The sequence below is a fragment of the Maribacter sp. 4U21 genome (assembly GCF_002742365.1).
Lineage (GTDB): Bacteria > Bacteroidota > Bacteroidia > Flavobacteriales > Flavobacteriaceae > Maribacter.
In genome coordinates this window covers 22,413-37,615 of sequence record NZ_MDGN01000051.1, presented here as the reverse complement: position 1 = coordinate 37,615, position 15,203 = coordinate 22,413, and the positions used below count along the sequence as shown (strand labels likewise).

The window sequence follows — 15,203 nt, the reverse complement described above, 5'->3', positions numbered from 1 at the left end:
TCTATACAAATAACGCTTTACAAGGTTAAGTTAAGGTTAGCTGTCTGTTATTTATTTATTTTCAAATGGTTAAGATTATGATCGTTTTGCTTGCTTGCGATGTTAAAAGGATGGCAAAAAATGTATCTTGCGCGTACTAAATTTTAAACATGAATTGGGAGCAATTACTTTCATTACGAAGAAACGGGGATACCAATAAAAGGCTCAGAAACGAGCAGGATGAAACCAGACTTGGTTTTGAAGTTGATTATGACCGTATTATTTTTTCTTCGGCCTTTAGAAGTCTACAGGATAAAACGCAAGTAATACCGCTTTCAAAAACAGATTTTGTACATACGCGACTAACCCACAGTTTAGAGGTATCCGTTGTAGGACGAAGCCTGGGAAGATTAGCCGGTAAAAAAATATTGGAAAAACACCCCTATCTTCAAGAAGTTCATGGTTTTAAATTCAACGATTTTGGCGCTATTGTCGCTGCGGCGGCTCTTGCACACGACATTGGGAATCCTCCGTTTGGACATAGTGGTGAAAAATCCATCGGCGAATATTTTAGAACAGGTAGCGGTAAAAAATATAAGGAGCAGTTGACCGATAAGCAATACCAGGATATTATTGATTTTGAAGGAAATGCCAACGGTTTTAAGCTTTTGGCCCAAGATAGAGAAGGAGTTTTGGGTGGACTCCGTTTAAGTTATGCTACGTTAGGGGCGTTTATGAAATATCCAAAAGAGTCTTTACCTAAGAAACCAACCAAACATATTTCAGATAAGAAATTCGGGTTTTTTCAAACGGAAAAGCAAACTTTTGAGGACATAGCGAATAACTTAGGACTTATACAGACTAGAAAAGGAGCGTCTGTCTCTTACGCTAGGCATCCCTTGACTTTTTTAGTCGAAGCAGCGGATGATATCTGCTACACGATAATAGATTTTGAAGACGGCATTAACCTTGGCCTTATTTCGGAAGATTTTGCTTTGGAATACCTTATAAAATTGGTCAAGGACAGTATCAACACCAAAAAGTATCGTTCTTTGGCTTATAAAGAGGATAGGTTAAGTTATCTAAGGGCTTTGGCGATCAACACATTGATACAAGATGCTGTTTCAATTTTCATGGAAAACGAAGAACAGATTTTAAGCGGTAATTTTGAAGTATCACTTTTAGATAAGAGCAAATATGATGCGCAAATAAGGGATATTATAGGAATCAGTGTTGAGCGGGTTTATCGTGCTCAGGAAGTAGTTGAAAAAGAAATTGCGGGCTATAAGATCATCTCAAATATCCTGGATGTTTATATAGATGCGTTGGTTCAGAAAAAAAATGATAGTGCCTCTAATTATCATAAGCTAATCGTTCAAACTTTACCGGAACCATACCAGCATACCCATATTTCACTTTATGAAATTTTACTGAATACCTGCTGTTACGTAGCTAGTCTTTCCGATAGTAGTGCCGTTCATATTCATAATAAAATTCAAGGAAGACAACTTTAAAAATCGTAAGCTACACCTACCCCTAGCACTTGTTTAAATTGCAACCTAGGTTCTCCGGGGTCGGTAACGATACCGTTTGCATTCTTTACTTCATCAAAAAGAATATCATCGTCGTAAATAAGATGTGTGCCTATGGTGGTCAAAATATACTTGTTCACCCTCATCTTAATATTAAGTTCCCAATCTAAATCTATGTTCCCAAAGCTGGCGAGATAATCGGTATACAGGTTTAGCCTACTGTTCAAGTCAATATTCTTGCCCAGGTTCAGGTTCCAATTATGCGTAACCAGAAACCCCAGTTCTAAAAGATGGTTTTCCCCGGGTGTAATCACATTTCCATCTGCATCCAAAACGGCTTTTTCAACACCAAATGCACCCCTGTCCGCCAATCTTTGGTCTAGAACAAACGTAGATTTCTGTGTTAAGGGAGAGAGGTAAAGATTAAATTTTTGGTCTTGACTTATATACGATGTTCCAGCACCAAAAAACAAATATCCGGGAGCCATGAAACGGGATATTGGTGTAGTTCTATCTGGATATTTAAAACCGTTGGAAAATTGGGTGTTAAAGTTTAACTGTACGGAATAGTACCAATTACTGATGGTATCCCTGCGATAACCGACATTTGAGTTTAGCCGTATAACATCTTCTGTCTTTCTTAATTTACGACCTTCCTGTGCGTTAAGACCATATCTAAGATCCAGATTATTGTCCCATTTAAAATATCGAAATTTGTAGTTACGGGAAAATTTAAGAAATCCTAGACCGCTTATGGCATTGTCTCCACCTGCATTCCAATTCACAAATGCCGTCTCGCTCACATTTATCCCCAGCTGATTCTCCTTTTTCCAAAAAGAAGGCACCCTAAATCGGTTGTATCTATCTTTAAGTGGTTTTGTTTTTTTAAATGAGATAACGGGATTGGTAAGGTTAACGCCCCTTGGTATATGCTTTATCTTGGTGAGTGTTTTTCGTATTACAATGGTATCCACAACAGTTGTATCTATTGAAACACTGTCGGTAGGCGTTGTAGCCGGAATTGTATTTTGAGCGAAAAATAAATTTGTAGCTAACCCTAATATAATGGTAAACCATACGGTCTTATTCGTGATCCTGGTCATGTGATATACGCTAAATACTCTTTGATAGTTTGTTTGTCTATCCCGGCTAATTTATAAAGTTCTTCCACGGTTCCATGTGGTATGAATTCATCCGGAACTCCAAATATCTTAATATTTTTAGTGATATCATTTTCGTTCGCAAATTCTACCACTGCACTCCCAAAGCCACCGATACTACTGCCATCTTCAATTGTGATAATATGTTCGTAAGATGCCAATAGGTGTGCCAGTCTTTTTTGATCTAATGGTTTTACGAAAGGAAAATTATAATGCCCTATCATGTCCTTAGAATCAATTTCTTCGATTATATCGGTTATCGTATTACCAACTGGACCGGTACTTAATAAGGCTATCTTATTTCCTTTTTTGAGTTCAAAAGATGTGCCAATTTCCATTTTTACCATGGGTCGTTTCCAATGCTCCAAACGACCTTTTCCCCTCGGATATCTAATGGCAATCGGTTTTTGAAGACCTAGTTGAGCAGTATACATTATATTCCTTAATTGTATCTCGTTCATTGGTGCGCAGATGATAAGATTAGGAATGCACCTGAGATAAGCAATGTCAAAAACACCATGATGCGTGGGGCCATCTTGTCCTACGATTCCTGCTCTATCCAAACAAAATATGACAGGTAGATTTTGTAGGGCAACGTCATGTATGAGCTGGTCATAAGCACGTTGTAGGAAGGTAGAGTAAACATTACAAAAAGGAACTAGGCCCTGCGTGGCCATCCCTGCTGCCATCGTTACGGCATGTTGTTCGGCAATGCCCACATCGAAAGCGCGATCGGGTATTTTTTCCATCATATACTTCAAGGAACTTCCCGTAGGCATTGCAGGGGTAATACCAACAATTTTTTCATTATCGTTAGCCAGCTCTACCAACGTATGACCAAAAACATCCTGGTATTTTGGCGGCCCTGGTTTCATTGCCTTTGGAATTAACTCTCCGGTGTTTTTGTCGAATTTACCCGGAGCATGATAAACCACTTGGTTCTCTTCTGCCTTTTGAAGCCCTTTACCTTTGGTGGTTATGACATGCAATAGCTTTGGACCTGGAACAGATTTTAGTTGATTTAACTCCGTTATCAGTGCTTGGAGGTCGTGGCCATCTATGGGTCCAGAATAATTAAGGTTTAAACATTCAAAAATATTTTCGTCCTTTGCAACTCTTTTCTTGACATTGGTGAGATATTTTTTCAATGCCCCTACACTAGGGTCTATACCAATGGCATTATCGTTTAGGACAATGAGCACATTGGCATCTGTAACACCTAAATGGTTAAGTCCTTCAAAAGCCATTCCGCTGGCAATAGAGGCATCCCCGATGACGGCAATATGTTGTTGTTCCCTTTTCCCTTGAATTTGCGCGGCTAGGGCCATGCCCAGTACGGCAGAGATAGATGTAGAACTATGTCCGGTGCCAAAGGCGTCATAGCTGCTTTCTTCTCGTTTTGGAAAACCGCTTATTCCGTTTAACTGCCTATTGGTTTCAAAAATTTCCTTTCTGCCCGTTAAAATTTTGTGTCCGTATGCTTGGTGACCAACGTCCCATATAAGTTGATCTTCGGGTGTGTTGAATGTATAGTGCAACGCAATGGTAAGTTCCACAACGCCCAAGCTTGCTCCTAGATGACCCTCTTTAGTGGCTACGATGTCTATGATGAATGTTCGAAGTTCTTTCGCTAGTGCAGGAAGTTGATGCACGGAAAGCTTTTTTAAATCAGCCGGGGAGTTAATATGGTCTAAAAACGTATCCAAGATTGAAGTGCTAAGCCACAAAAATACTTCTTTTAATAGGTTAAACAATTGTTTTAAAGCCTAGTTATTAAAGCTAGGCTTATTGTATTTTTGATTTATGATTTTACCCTATGATGATTCCTATTTTATGAAAAAGGCCCTTCAGGAGGCGGAATATGCCTTTGATCAGAACGAAATACCTGTTGGAGCTGTCATCGTTATCCAGGATAGAATTATAGCTAGGGCCCATAATCTAACAGAGCAGTTGAACGATGTTACTGCACATGCCGAGATGCAGGCCATTACGGCGGCGGCCAATTTCCTGGGCGGAAAATACCTCCGCGACTGTACCCTATATGTTACCTTAGAACCCTGCCAAATGTGTGCTGGTGCCCTTTATTGGAGCCAAATAGGCAAAATTGTTTTTGGTGCAAAAGATGAACAAAGGGGGTGTGGGGTTATGGGGACGCAATTACATCCTAAAACAGTCATTACGGGTGGTATTTTGGCCATGGAATCAACGACCCTATTGAAACGTTTTTTTGAAAAAAGGCGGAAGTAGTGACGTACCTAAGTACTGAATTTCAGGAAAATTCAAAAGAACCGATAAAAAAACCATGCATTGGCATGGTTCTAATTCTTACAAGATGTAATACGTTTGGTTAAAGGACTTGAACTTGCCCTGCAACTATTCCTTTTCTTCCTTCTTCTTCAACGTATTCCACTTTGTCTCCTTCTCTCAGCTCCGTTCCGTTAAGGGCGGTTGCATGAACGAAGATGTCCTTTCCGGTGTCGTCATTGGTAATAAAGCCATATCCTTTGGATTCATTAAAAAATTTAACTGTGCCAGTCATGAAAATTAAAGATTAAATGTTAGTACTCTAATTTAATCATTTTTTGTCTAAGAAACGTGGCGTTGAAGAATTTAATTGGACGGAGTATCCTGATTATCAGTATTCTTAGGTTCTTTTCCTTGCATTTTCCTTACGTTTTCTTCCGTAAGCATATAGTCGTTCCACCTTCTGGTTTTGCTTTCTTTATATAAGAAAAGCGGCATAGCAACAAGAAATAGGGTCAAAGTTCCGGAACCGATATACTTATCGGCAATCGCTTCTTCTGTTTCATCTAAGGAAAAGCCATAAATGATAAGGCCAAAAGCAATGCAGACAATAAGCGATATCAGATATTTCATAATGCAAATTTACAGAATGAAAATTAGTTGCTCGTGAAATTAATAAGCTCTCTGCGATAGGCCGTTAGCAGTTTGGATTTAGAAACAAAGCCTATATACTTTCCATTTTTAATGACCGGAAGGTTCCACGCCCCACTATCCTGAAATTTTTGCATTACCTGTTGCATATTATCCTTACCGTAGAATATATGTTCTGGAGCGTTATGCATAAACGTCTCTATTCGGGTTGTTTTATACAATGCGGTGTCGAACATAAATTCACGTATGTCGTCCAATAGTATAATGCCTACCAAGGAATTGTTGGTATCCACTACCGGGAAAATGTTTCTTGCCGATTTGGCAACGGACTCGTGCAACATAGCTCCCAAGGTCATATCCGGGCGTACGGTCTTAAAGTTCTTTTCAATGATATCATCAAGCTGCATAAGTGTCAAAACCGCTTGGTCTTTGTTATGCGTTAACAAATCACCGCTTTCTGCCAGTTCCCTTGTATAAATAGTGTAGTCTATCGCATTTTTGGTAATGATGTATGAAATGGAAGCGGTAATCATTAAAGGAACAAAAAGTTCATATCCTCCGGTAATCTCAGCTATTAAGAAAATGGCCGTTAAAGGGGCATGGAGTACTCCCGCAATAAGACCAGCCATACCTATCAACGTAAAGTTGCTTTCTGATACGGACAGACCGAGGCCTAGGTTATTGATGACCTTCCCCACAACGTTCCCCAATGCACTGCCCATAACCATGGTGGGAATAAAAATACCTCCTGCACCGCCTGCGGCTAAAGTGGTGGTCATGGCCACCGCCTTGAAGATGGTAATACCGAACAATAGGGCAATGACTACCCAAATATTATCCATAAATGCATCAAAAGGCGTAGTGCCCAGTGCAAGTAAGTGATTCCCGTCTAATAGGTGGTTAATAAACCCAAAGCCTTCACCGTAAAGAGGCGGAATAAAGTAGAGCATTATACCTATGGCCAATCCACCAACCAATAAACGGTATTTTGGACTTCTAAGGGGTTTAAATAGTTTCATAATACCAAAGTACATTTTGGTAAAGTATATGGAGGCTATTGCCGTACCCACACCAAGCAGAATATAAAACAAGGTGTCTCTTACCTCAAATGATTGTGTAATGGTGAATTTAAAAAGCACTTCGTTACCCAAAAAAAAGTAGGAGGTAAGTACGCCGGAAATGGAAGCGAGCAATAGGGGTAACATAGAGATCATGGTCAGGTCTAGACTAAAGACCTCCACGGCAAAGATTATCGCTGCAATCGGAGCTTGAAAGATGGAAGATATAGCCCCGGCCGAGGCACAGGCAATTAGTAATGACCGTGTTTTGGTATTGATATGAAAGAGTTGTCCAAGATTGGAACTAATGGCCGCTCCAGAGGCCACCGCGGGTCCCAATAAACCTACCGAACCACCAAAACCGACCGTTAGCGGTGCTGCAACAAGTTGGGTTAGTATCTGTTTTTTGCTGATGATACCTTTGTTTTTTGAAAGCGAGAACAAAATGGATGAAACGGCATGTTTCAATTTTTCTTTATGGATGTATTTTACGTATAGAAAAACCAGCGTTAATCCTAGGATAGGAAGTACAAAGTAAAGTTGATTCCTTGTAAGGATAATACCATTCTCTAAAGAGGCCTCTATAAAATAGGTGATGTTCTTTAGGGTTACCGAAGCTAGGCCAGCTAATAGTCCAACGATTACGCTAAGAATGTAAATAAAGGTTTTGTTGGAAATATGTTTGTACCTCCACTTATATATACGTTTTAAAAGACTGTTTTTCTGGTTGGGCATTACTGTGCTTTACTCGATAACCGAGATTAAAAATACTCCTAAGCTTCCCTCGGAGTAATTTTCTTCTTAAAAATAATCTATTTTGTTAGACGATTTTTTAAACAGCGCAGATCTCGTTATAATTACAGCGTTTTCAATGGACTTCCTTGTCCTTTAAAAAAGGGAAATAAGTCGTATTGACTTTACCTCATCATTGGATACGAATGGAATTCGTAGAACCAGAAAATTATAATTAAAGAAAATTACAAATCTAATTTCAAGTTCAATTCCTTTAATTGTTCGTCATCAATAGCGGCAGGAGCGTCAATCATTACGTCACGGCCACTATTATTTTTAGGAAAGGCGATAAAATCACGTATGGTTTCCTGTCCGCCTAAAATAGCTACTAGTCTATCCAGGCCAAAAGCAATTCCACCGTGCGGAGGTGCACCATACTGGAAGGCGTCCATTAAAAACCCAAATTGTTCCTTGGCTTCTTCAGGGGTAAACCCTAAGTGACGGAACATGGTAGCTTGGGTTTCTTTATCATGTATACGAATGGAGCCACCGCCTATTTCATTCCCGTTCAATACCAAATCATAGGCATTGGCGCGTACGGCTCCCGGATCTGTTTCCAATAATGCTAACTGGCCCGGTTTCGGTGAAGTAAACGGATGGTGCATGGCGTGGTAATGACCGGTCTCTTCATCCAATTCCAATAAAGGAAAGTCTACCACCCATAATGGCGCAAATTCAGTATTTTTTCTTAGGCCCAATCGTGTGGCCAACTCCATACGTAAAGCACTTAATTGAGCTCGTACCTTGTTCGTTGGTCCCGATAGCACGCAAATAAGATCTCCCGGTTTGGCTCCCGTTGCTTCTGCCCACTTGGCCAAATCCTCTTGGTCATAAAATTTGTCCACAGAAGATTTAAAACTGCCATCCTCATTACACCGGCAGTACACCATACCCAAAGCGCCCACTTGTGGTCTTTTAACCCAATCTATCAGTTTGTCAATTTCCTTGCGTGTATACGTATTTGCACTCGGGACGGCAATACCTACGACCAATTCGGCCTTGTTGAAGACATTGAATTCTTTGTGTTGAGTCACGTTGTTCAATTCGCCGAACTCCATGCCAAAACGAATATCCGGTTTATCGTTACCGTACTTGGCCATGGCTTCATCATAGGTCATTCTAGGAAAGCTATCTACGGTAATACCATTTATCTCTTGTAACAGATATTTTGTTAAACCTTCAAATACATCCAATATATCCTCTTGCTCAACAAAAGCCATTTCACAATCTATTTGTGTAAATTCCGGCTGGCGGTCCGCTCTTAGATCTTCATCCCTGAAACATTTTACAATCTGAAAATATTTATCCATACCACCTACCATAAGCAATTGCTTAAAGGTTTGTGGCGATTGTGGTAATGCATAGAACTGTCCTTCGTTCATACGACTAGGCACCACGAAATCGCGGGCACCTTCTGGTGTGGATTTAATCAAATAAGGTGTCTCTACTTCTATAAAATCTTGGTTAGACAGGTATTTTCTAACTTCCATGGTAACCTTACTTCTGAAGATGAGGTTGTTTTTTACCGGATTTCTACGAATATCCAAGTAACGATATTTCATACGCAAATCTTCTCCACCATCCGTTTCGTTTTCTATGGTAAAAGGAGGAGTCTTGGATTCGTTCAAGACAATAAGTTCTTCAACTAAAACTTCAATATTTCCTGTTGGGATGTTGGCGTTCTTAGAGGCACGTTCAATTACTTTACCCTTTACTTGTATAACAAATTCGCGACCAAGATTTCTCGCTTGTTCCAACAACTCGGGGGAAGTCCGGTCCGCATCAAATACCAATTGTGTAATTCCGTAACGATCTCTAATGTCTACCCAAACAACAAAACCCTTGTCCCTTGTCTTAGATACCCATCCAGAAAGTGTGACAGCACTATCAATATGTGATTCTCTTAATTCTCCGCAGGAATGGCTTCTGTACATGGTCGTATCTTTAAATAAAGGGCAAATTTAAGAAGTCTCATCCATTAAATATCTATCTAAATTGGAGGTTTTATAGGTGAAACAGCAAATTCAAATATGTTAAAGTGTTTAATTTAATGGTCTAAATATCAATAAATTAGATTTTCAATGTTAATTTAATGTAAATTAAAAGTTATGTAATAATTTATTTATTGTAAAATAATTCTAACTTTGTAACGTTAATGTTAGATAAATATCAATTTAAAAGAATTATATCATGAAAAAAATACTAATAATAGCTTTGATGTCATTTTCATTAGGAGCCTTTGCCCAAGACATAGCTCCGAAATTTGAAAAAGAAGGAGACATGGTCAAAGCGACTTATTTTCATGCTAATGGTGCAGTGGCGCAGCAGGGTTATTTCCTGAACGAAAAACTGGAAGGTGAATGGATTATGTTCAACGAAAAAGGTGATAAAATTGCAATGGGAAACTACGTAAAAGGTGCCAAAACAGGAAAATGGTTGTTCTGGGAAGGTGATGTGCTAAGAGAAGTTAATTTTGATAACAACAAGATAGCTGCTGTAACCAATGCGAAACAAAGTAGGTCTCTTGCAAAGGACTAACGATAATTTATGTAATGGAAAAAGCCTGTACTTTCAAAGTACAGGCTTTTTTTAGTGTTCATGTTTATTTAAGCTGCCGCTTCTAAACGATCTGTTACGGCATTTTTACTTCCACGACCTCTTATGGCAGTTTTAATTCTGTATACGATATTGAACAATACCGGCACAATGATCAGGGTAAGGAAAGTGGCTACTATCAAACCAAAAATTACGGTCCAGGCCAGAGGACCCCAGAAAATAACGTTATCTCCGCCGATATAAATTTTTGGGTCAAATTGAGAGAACAACGAAAAGAAATCTATGTTGAGTCCTATAGCTAAGGGGATTAAACCCAGCACTGTTGTAATCGCCGTTAATATTACAGGTCTTAATCTGGCTTTTCCACTTTTAACAATGATTTCGGTAGCTTCATCCATAGGTAACAAGTCTTTATCCTCTAAATCAAGTTTAACCTTTCTACGATCTATCAATATCTGTGTATAATCTAGAAGTACTACTCCATTGTTTACCACAATACCGGCAAGGGAAATAATTCCCATCATGGTCATAAGAATTACAAAGGACCACCCAGTGAGCATTAGTCCTCCGAATACTCCGATAAAACTTAAGAATATAGCAATCATTATGATCAGTGGTTTGGAAATACCACCGAATTGAAAAATGAGAATAAGCATTATAAGCCCAAGTCCCGAGAAAAATGCACCTACTAAAAAGTTCATTTGTTTATTCTGTTCTTCAATTTCTCCAGTAAAATCTACCTTTACCGTATCTGGAATACCTTCGTAGTTTTCCATTACTTTTTTAATTTCCTCCACGACCAAGGCCGGGTTACCTCCTGCTTTAAGTCCGGAATATACCGTAACTACCCTATTACCGTTACGATGCTTTATAGCACTATAGCCAGACGAGTTTTTCTGTGACGCCACGGCAGAGACGGGAACCTCTTTTATTTGACCGGTAGCAGGGTCCCTGAAAATTATATTTTGATTGAAAAGGGCATTCTTATCAAAACGGATATCCTCGTTAAAGCGCACGTTAATATCATAATCGTCGCCATCTAACTTATAAACACCCGCTTTTTCCCCAAATAGAGAACGCCTTAATTGTTGCCCTACCTGACCAACGGCTACACCCAGTTCTCCTGCTTTTTGACGGTCTACCGTTACCTGCATGGAAGGTTTGCTCTTATTTACATCAATCTTCAATTCTTCTATGAAGGCGATGTTTTTTGTATTGATAAAGTTTCTGATATCTTCAGCCGTTCCAATTAATTCGTTATAGTCCTTACCTTCCAGTTCAATATTTACGGGGTATCCCGGTGGTGGGCCATCTGCATTCTTTTCAACGGAAATAGAAACGCCGGGATAGATACCTGTTAGGCTTTCCTGAATTTCACCACGCAACTTCTCCGTATCCAGGCCGTTTCGGTATTTATACTCTCTCATAGAAACGGTAACCTTACCACGGTGCGGCATCTCTGCTGAGGAGCCACCATCGGTCTGGGGGTTTCCGGCACCTTCCCCAACTTGAGAAACGGCAGATTCTACCAAGTAGTTCTCTCCGTCCGGGTCTATATACATTTCTCTATTGACAACCTCATAAACACGATCCTCTATGGCTTTGGTAAGTGTGTTGGTTTTGGTGATGGAAGTCCCTTCAGGATACTCAATATAGACGTATATTTCGTTGGGGGTGTTCTCCGGGAAGAACTCGATTTTTGTTCTGCCAGAGCCTACCGACATGCCGAAGAGCATAAAAGTTGCTATCAATAAAGCGAAGGTGATTCCGAAATACCAGTACACGTTTTTGCCTCTTAAAGCGTGTTTTATGCGCCTTTCGTACCAATTTTCAAAACGCACCATGGTGCTGTTCTGAAATTTCGTAGCCCATTTCTTTATGGCGTATTTATATACCCAAAAGAGGATAGCGGTAAAAATCATTACCGTACCCAGACCTCTCATGGCACCACCGAAGATGAGTATGAAAATACCAAAACCGCTCAGTATGGCACTAATGCGCAATAGTTGTTTCTTAGTAAGTTCTTTCTCTTCCGTGTCCATAAACTGTGAAACCAACATGGAGTTCATGAAGATGGCTACGAATAGTGATGATCCTAAAACAACGGATAAGGTTATAGGAAAGAAAATCATGAATTGACCGAATATACCCGGCCAAAATGCCAACGGAACAAAGGCTGCTACCGTGGTAACCGTAGATATGATGATCGGGAACGCAATTTCCCCTATTCCCTTCTTTGCAGCCTCTGTGCGGCTCATGCCCTCACTCATTAAACGATACACGTTTTCTACCACTACGATACCATTATCCACCAACATTCCAAGCCCCATGATCATTCCAAAAAGAATCATGGTATTTAAGGTGTAACCCGCTAAGTTTAGCACAGCAAAGGATATGAACATGGACATGGGTATGGCAAATCCTACGAACAACGCATTCCTAAAACCGAGGAAAAACATTAAGACGGTGACCACCAGAATAATACCAAAGATGATGTTGTTCACCAAATCATCTACCTGGTTCAAAGTTCTATCCGATGAATCGTTGGCAATTGATATATTCAGGTCAGCGGGATAGTAATTCTCCTGAGCTTTTTTGACTATTTCGCGAATTTGTGTAGTGGCGGCAATCGTATTTTTGCCGGACCGTTTTTTTATATCCAGCATTACTACACTTTCCCCAAATTCACGTGCATAAGTGGTTTTTTCCTTTTCCTGAAAATACACTTTGGCAATATCCTTAAGGTAGACGGAGCCATTTTCCGATTTTACTACGAAATTGTTCAGTTCTTCCGGTTTTTCAATCTCGCCCAATACGCGGATGGTACGCCGTTGTTCCGAAGTTTTAATATTGCCAGCGGACATGGTCATGTTGCCATTACTGATGGCACCGATTACATCTTGAAAATTTACTTTGGCCGCCATCATTTTATATACATCAACAGCTACTTCTACCTCTTTCTTTTGCGCACCGCGAATATCCACTTGTTTTATTTCCGGTAAATTTTCAATTTCTTCCTCTAAGTATTCCGCAAATTCTTTTAGTTTTTCTACTGGATAATCCCCCGTGAAATTCACGTTCATGATGGGAAAGGATTCCGCAAGATTAAGGTCAAAGATATTTGGCTCTACCTTAGCACCGTTGAAGGTGGGCCAATCTTCACTGGCTTTTTCCCCGTCTACTTCATCCTTTACCTTTTGTTTGGCCTGTTCAACGGTGATGTCCTCATCGAATTCGACCGTAATAATAGAATAATCTTCTTGAGAGGTAGAGGTGGTTTCCACTACATTACTCACATTTTTTAGTCGGTCTTCAAGAGGGTCGGTAAGCAATCGTTCAATATCCTCAGCGGTATTTCCCGGATAGGGGGTACTCACGTATATTTTGGTCTCCACAATTTCTGGATAATCTTCTCTGGGCATGGCCTGATACCCTGAATAGCCTATTAAAAGGAAGAGTGCAATCATTACATAGATTACAGATGGATTATCTATGGCCCAGGACGATAAGCTAAATTCTTTGTCGGCGTTTTTCTTTTGTTTACTCATTTTAAGTCTTTAGTTATTGTTTTTATGAGTGAGTAATTACACTAAAAACATTTCTAGTTGTTACTTAAGTTTTTATGCTAATTATGTAGATGCTAGTCCGTACTTAAAATCTGTACGCTTTGACCATCCTTTACGCTCCTTGCTCCTTCTTTTATGAGCAAATCTCCAGCTGTAATTCCAGATAATACTTCAACCATGTTACCTTGTGTACGTCCGGTAGTGATAATCCGTCTCTTTGCCGTCGCCTTGTCCTCTGTTCTGTCGCTCGCAATATAAAGGTATTGTTGTCCTTCTGCATTTTCTGAAATAATCCCTTGTGGAACTAAGACCGCGGCTTCTGAAGAGTAATCATTGAGGCTTACTTTTGCCGTTAAATTCGGTTTTATCGTATTATCCCTATTAGGAACAGCAACCTCTACTTTAAATGCCCTGTTTCCTGGGTTGATAAAATTTCCGGTCTGTCTTATTTCAGAAATTAGCGTGTCGCCTAAGACAGGAAAATATACTATGGCGGAATTTCCTTTTTTAATATCACCTAAATACGTTTCAGGGACATCTATCGCTATATACATATCAGAAAGGTTCACTATTCTAAATACTTCCGAACCTGGGCCTGGTGCAACTACCGTTCCTTGATCTTTTATCACATTATCTATAATGCCGGAGAAAGGGGCTCTGATGGTTGATTTTCCTAACTGACTTTTAATTTGCTTTACGGCACTTTGCGCTGCTTCGTAGGTTGTTTTTGCCTGCAGATATTGTATTTCAGAGCCAATTTTCTGATTCCAAAGACGCTCTTGCCTTTCAAAGGTTGTTTTCGCCAAATCTGCTTGGGTCTCTAATTGTGAAAGTTGACTGGCCATACCACCATCATCAATGGAGGCCAATAGCTGCCCTTTGGAAACTTGCTGTCCTTCTTTTACATAAACACGTTGCAGCGTACCCTGCATTTCTGGGTAAATGAGCACGTTCTGTTTTGTAGTAACATCGCCTTGAAGTTCCAAAAAGTGGTCAAACTTTTCTGTTTTCGCAGTAATGGCTGAAACAAGGGGTAGATTACCTTCCCCGGTCTGCGCGGCAATCGCAGAATCTAGCTGCTTAATCTCTTGACCTAAGTTTTTATAAGCTTCTGAAATCTCATTTTTCCTTTCCCTAATCGTTTCAAGGTTCCCTTCAGCGATAAGTTCTGTTACGGATTTCTCGTTAGAACCTCCGCAAGCTGTTAATAGAATTGCAAGGAATAAAAAATAACTAATGTTTTTCATTTGTAATACGTTTAATAGTTTATAAGGTTGAAAAGTTTAGGTTTTTATCTAGATTTTTCATGCCAATTGTGATTTTCTTAGTGCGTTCAACATTGCAGTAATCTCCGTTAGTTCTGTTCTAATAAGTTCGTAGTTTTCATTGGTTAGAAATTCCAAATCATTTGATACTATAGTTTGATTCAATAGTTCTAGTGCCGAACCATATGCTATTTCTGTAAAACGAGCTTTATCTTTTGCTGTATGTCTACCCGTTCCCTCTGCAATATTTGAGGAAATTGAAATGGCACAACGCCGCATTTGAGATATTAAGCCAAACTTTTCGTCATCTGGGAAAACCTTGGTTGTTTTGTAAATCATAATGGCCAGATTTCTTGATTTCTGCCAAACTTTTAATTTTTCAAAAGAGAATAATCTCATA

General features: G+C 39.6%; 12 protein-coding genes. 3 read left to right on the top strand and 9 right to left on the bottom strand.

Annotated features, from left to right (window positions below; translation table 11 throughout):
• Positions 1-149 precede the first annotated feature (149 nt).
• The gene (gene dgt / locus BFP77_RS10485; RefSeq protein ID WP_099573982.1) at positions 150-1,493 is read left to right on the top strand and encodes a dGTP triphosphohydrolase; all 1,344 of its coding nucleotides are present in this window, start codon (positions 150-152) and stop codon (positions 1,491-1,493) included.
• Here the strand turns inward: dgt and BFP77_RS10480 are convergent.
• Both BFP77_RS10480 and BFP77_RS10475 read right to left on the bottom strand, forming a co-directional pair.
• Entirely contained in the window at positions 1,490-2,614 is a 1,125-nt protein-coding gene (locus BFP77_RS10480) for a DUF3078 domain-containing protein (RefSeq protein WP_099573981.1), read from the bottom strand. The genes dgt and BFP77_RS10480 overlap by 4 nt on opposite strands.
• On the bottom strand, positions 2,611-4,377 hold the full coding sequence (locus BFP77_RS10475) for a 1-deoxy-D-xylulose-5-phosphate synthase (protein ID WP_099573980.1): 1,767 nt from the start codon (positions 4,375-4,377) through the stop codon (positions 2,611-2,613). Before BFP77_RS10475 ends, BFP77_RS10480 begins: the two co-directional genes overlap by 4 nt.
• A gap of 97 nt (positions 4,378-4,474) precedes the next feature.
• On the opposite strand from BFP77_RS10475, the gene BFP77_RS10470 reads away from it, so the two are divergent.
• Positions 4,475-4,918, top strand: coding sequence for a nucleoside deaminase (locus BFP77_RS10470; protein WP_099573979.1), 444 nt, complete (start codon positions 4,475-4,477; stop codon positions 4,916-4,918).
• 100 nt (positions 4,919-5,018) lie between these two features.
• On the opposite strand, the gene BFP77_RS10465 is transcribed toward BFP77_RS10470, so the two are convergent.
• The 4 genes from BFP77_RS10465 to aspS all read right to left on the bottom strand — a co-directional run bounded on the left by BFP77_RS10465 (position 5,019) and on the right by aspS (position 9,350).
• A complete protein-coding gene (locus BFP77_RS10465; RefSeq protein ID WP_099573978.1) occupies positions 5,019-5,210 on the bottom strand; it encodes a cold-shock protein in 192 nt (63 codons plus the stop codon).
• Positions 5,211-5,281: 71 nt separating this feature from the next.
• The gene (locus tag BFP77_RS10460; RefSeq protein WP_099573977.1) at positions 5,282-5,548 is read right to left on the bottom strand and encodes a hypothetical protein; all 267 of its coding nucleotides are present in this window, start codon (positions 5,546-5,548) and stop codon (positions 5,282-5,284) included.
• 23 nt (positions 5,549-5,571) lie between these two features.
• Positions 5,572-7,359, bottom strand: a complete 1,788-nt coding sequence (locus tag BFP77_RS10455; protein WP_099573976.1) for a chloride channel protein — start codon at positions 7,357-7,359, stop codon at positions 5,572-5,574.
• A 242-nt stretch (positions 7,360-7,601) separates the two neighbouring features.
• Positions 7,602-9,350 (bottom strand): aspartate--tRNA ligase, encoded by a 1,749-nt coding sequence (aspS, locus tag BFP77_RS10450; protein ID WP_099573975.1) that lies wholly within the window; start codon positions 9,348-9,350, stop codon positions 7,602-7,604.
• 256 nt (positions 9,351-9,606) lie between these two features.
• Between aspS and BFP77_RS10445 the strand changes: the two genes are divergently transcribed.
• Positions 9,607-9,954, top strand: a complete 348-nt coding sequence (locus BFP77_RS10445; RefSeq protein WP_099573974.1) for a toxin-antitoxin system YwqK family antitoxin — start codon at positions 9,607-9,609, stop codon at positions 9,952-9,954.
• Positions 9,955-10,022: 68 nt separating this feature from the next.
• Here the strand turns inward: BFP77_RS10445 and BFP77_RS10440 are convergent, their stop codons facing one another.
• The 3 genes from BFP77_RS10440 to BFP77_RS10430 all read right to left on the bottom strand — a co-directional run bounded on the left by BFP77_RS10440 (position 10,023) and on the right by BFP77_RS10430 (position 15,202).
• Entirely contained in the window at positions 10,023-13,520 is a 3,498-nt protein-coding gene (locus BFP77_RS10440; RefSeq protein ID WP_099573973.1) for an efflux RND transporter permease subunit, read from the bottom strand.
• Positions 13,521-13,612: 92 nt separating this feature from the next.
• Complete coding sequence (locus BFP77_RS10435) at positions 13,613-14,785, bottom strand: efflux RND transporter periplasmic adaptor subunit (RefSeq protein WP_099573972.1); 1,173 nt, start codon at positions 14,783-14,785, stop codon at positions 13,613-13,615.
• A 57-nt stretch (positions 14,786-14,842) separates the two neighbouring features.
• Positions 14,843-15,202 carry a four helix bundle protein gene (locus tag BFP77_RS10430; protein WP_099573971.1) on the bottom strand — a complete coding sequence of 120 codons (360 nt, stop codon included), beginning with the start codon at positions 15,200-15,202 and terminating at the stop codon, positions 14,843-14,845.
• Position 15,203 lies beyond the last annotated feature (1 nt).

Coding starts and splice junctions, on each gene's coding strand:
- dgt (WP_099573982.1), top strand. CDS start 150: ATGAATTGGGAGCAATTACTTTCATTACGAAGAAACGGGGATACCAAT.
- BFP77_RS10480 (WP_099573981.1), bottom strand. CDS start 2,614: ATGACCAGGATCACGAATAAGACCGTATGGTTTACCATTATATTAGGG.
- BFP77_RS10470 (WP_099573979.1), top strand. CDS start 4,475: ATGATTTTACCCTATGATGATTCCTATTTTATGAAAAAGGCCCTTCAG.
- BFP77_RS10465 (WP_099573978.1), bottom strand. CDS start 5,210: ATGACTGGCACAGTTAAATTTTTTAATGAATCCAAAGGATATGGCTTT.
- BFP77_RS10460 (WP_099573977.1), bottom strand. CDS start 5,548: ATGAAATATCTGATATCGCTTATTGTCTGCATTGCTTTTGGCCTTATC.
- BFP77_RS10455 (WP_099573976.1), bottom strand. CDS start 7,359: ATGCCCAACCAGAAAAACAGTCTTTTAAAACGTATATATAAGTGGAGG.
- aspS (WP_099573975.1), bottom strand. CDS start 9,350: ATGTACAGAAGCCATTCCTGCGGAGAATTAAGAGAATCACATATTGAT.
- BFP77_RS10445 (WP_099573974.1), top strand. CDS start 9,607: ATGAAAAAAATACTAATAATAGCTTTGATGTCATTTTCATTAGGAGCC.
- BFP77_RS10440 (WP_099573973.1), bottom strand. CDS start 13,520: ATGAGTAAACAAAAGAAAAACGCCGACAAAGAATTTAGCTTATCGTCC.
- BFP77_RS10435 (WP_099573972.1), bottom strand. CDS start 14,785: ATGAAAAACATTAGTTATTTTTTATTCCTTGCAATTCTATTAACAGCT.
- BFP77_RS10430 (WP_099573971.1), bottom strand. CDS start 15,202: ATGAGATTATTCTCTTTTGAAAAATTAAAAGTTTGGCAGAAATCAAGA.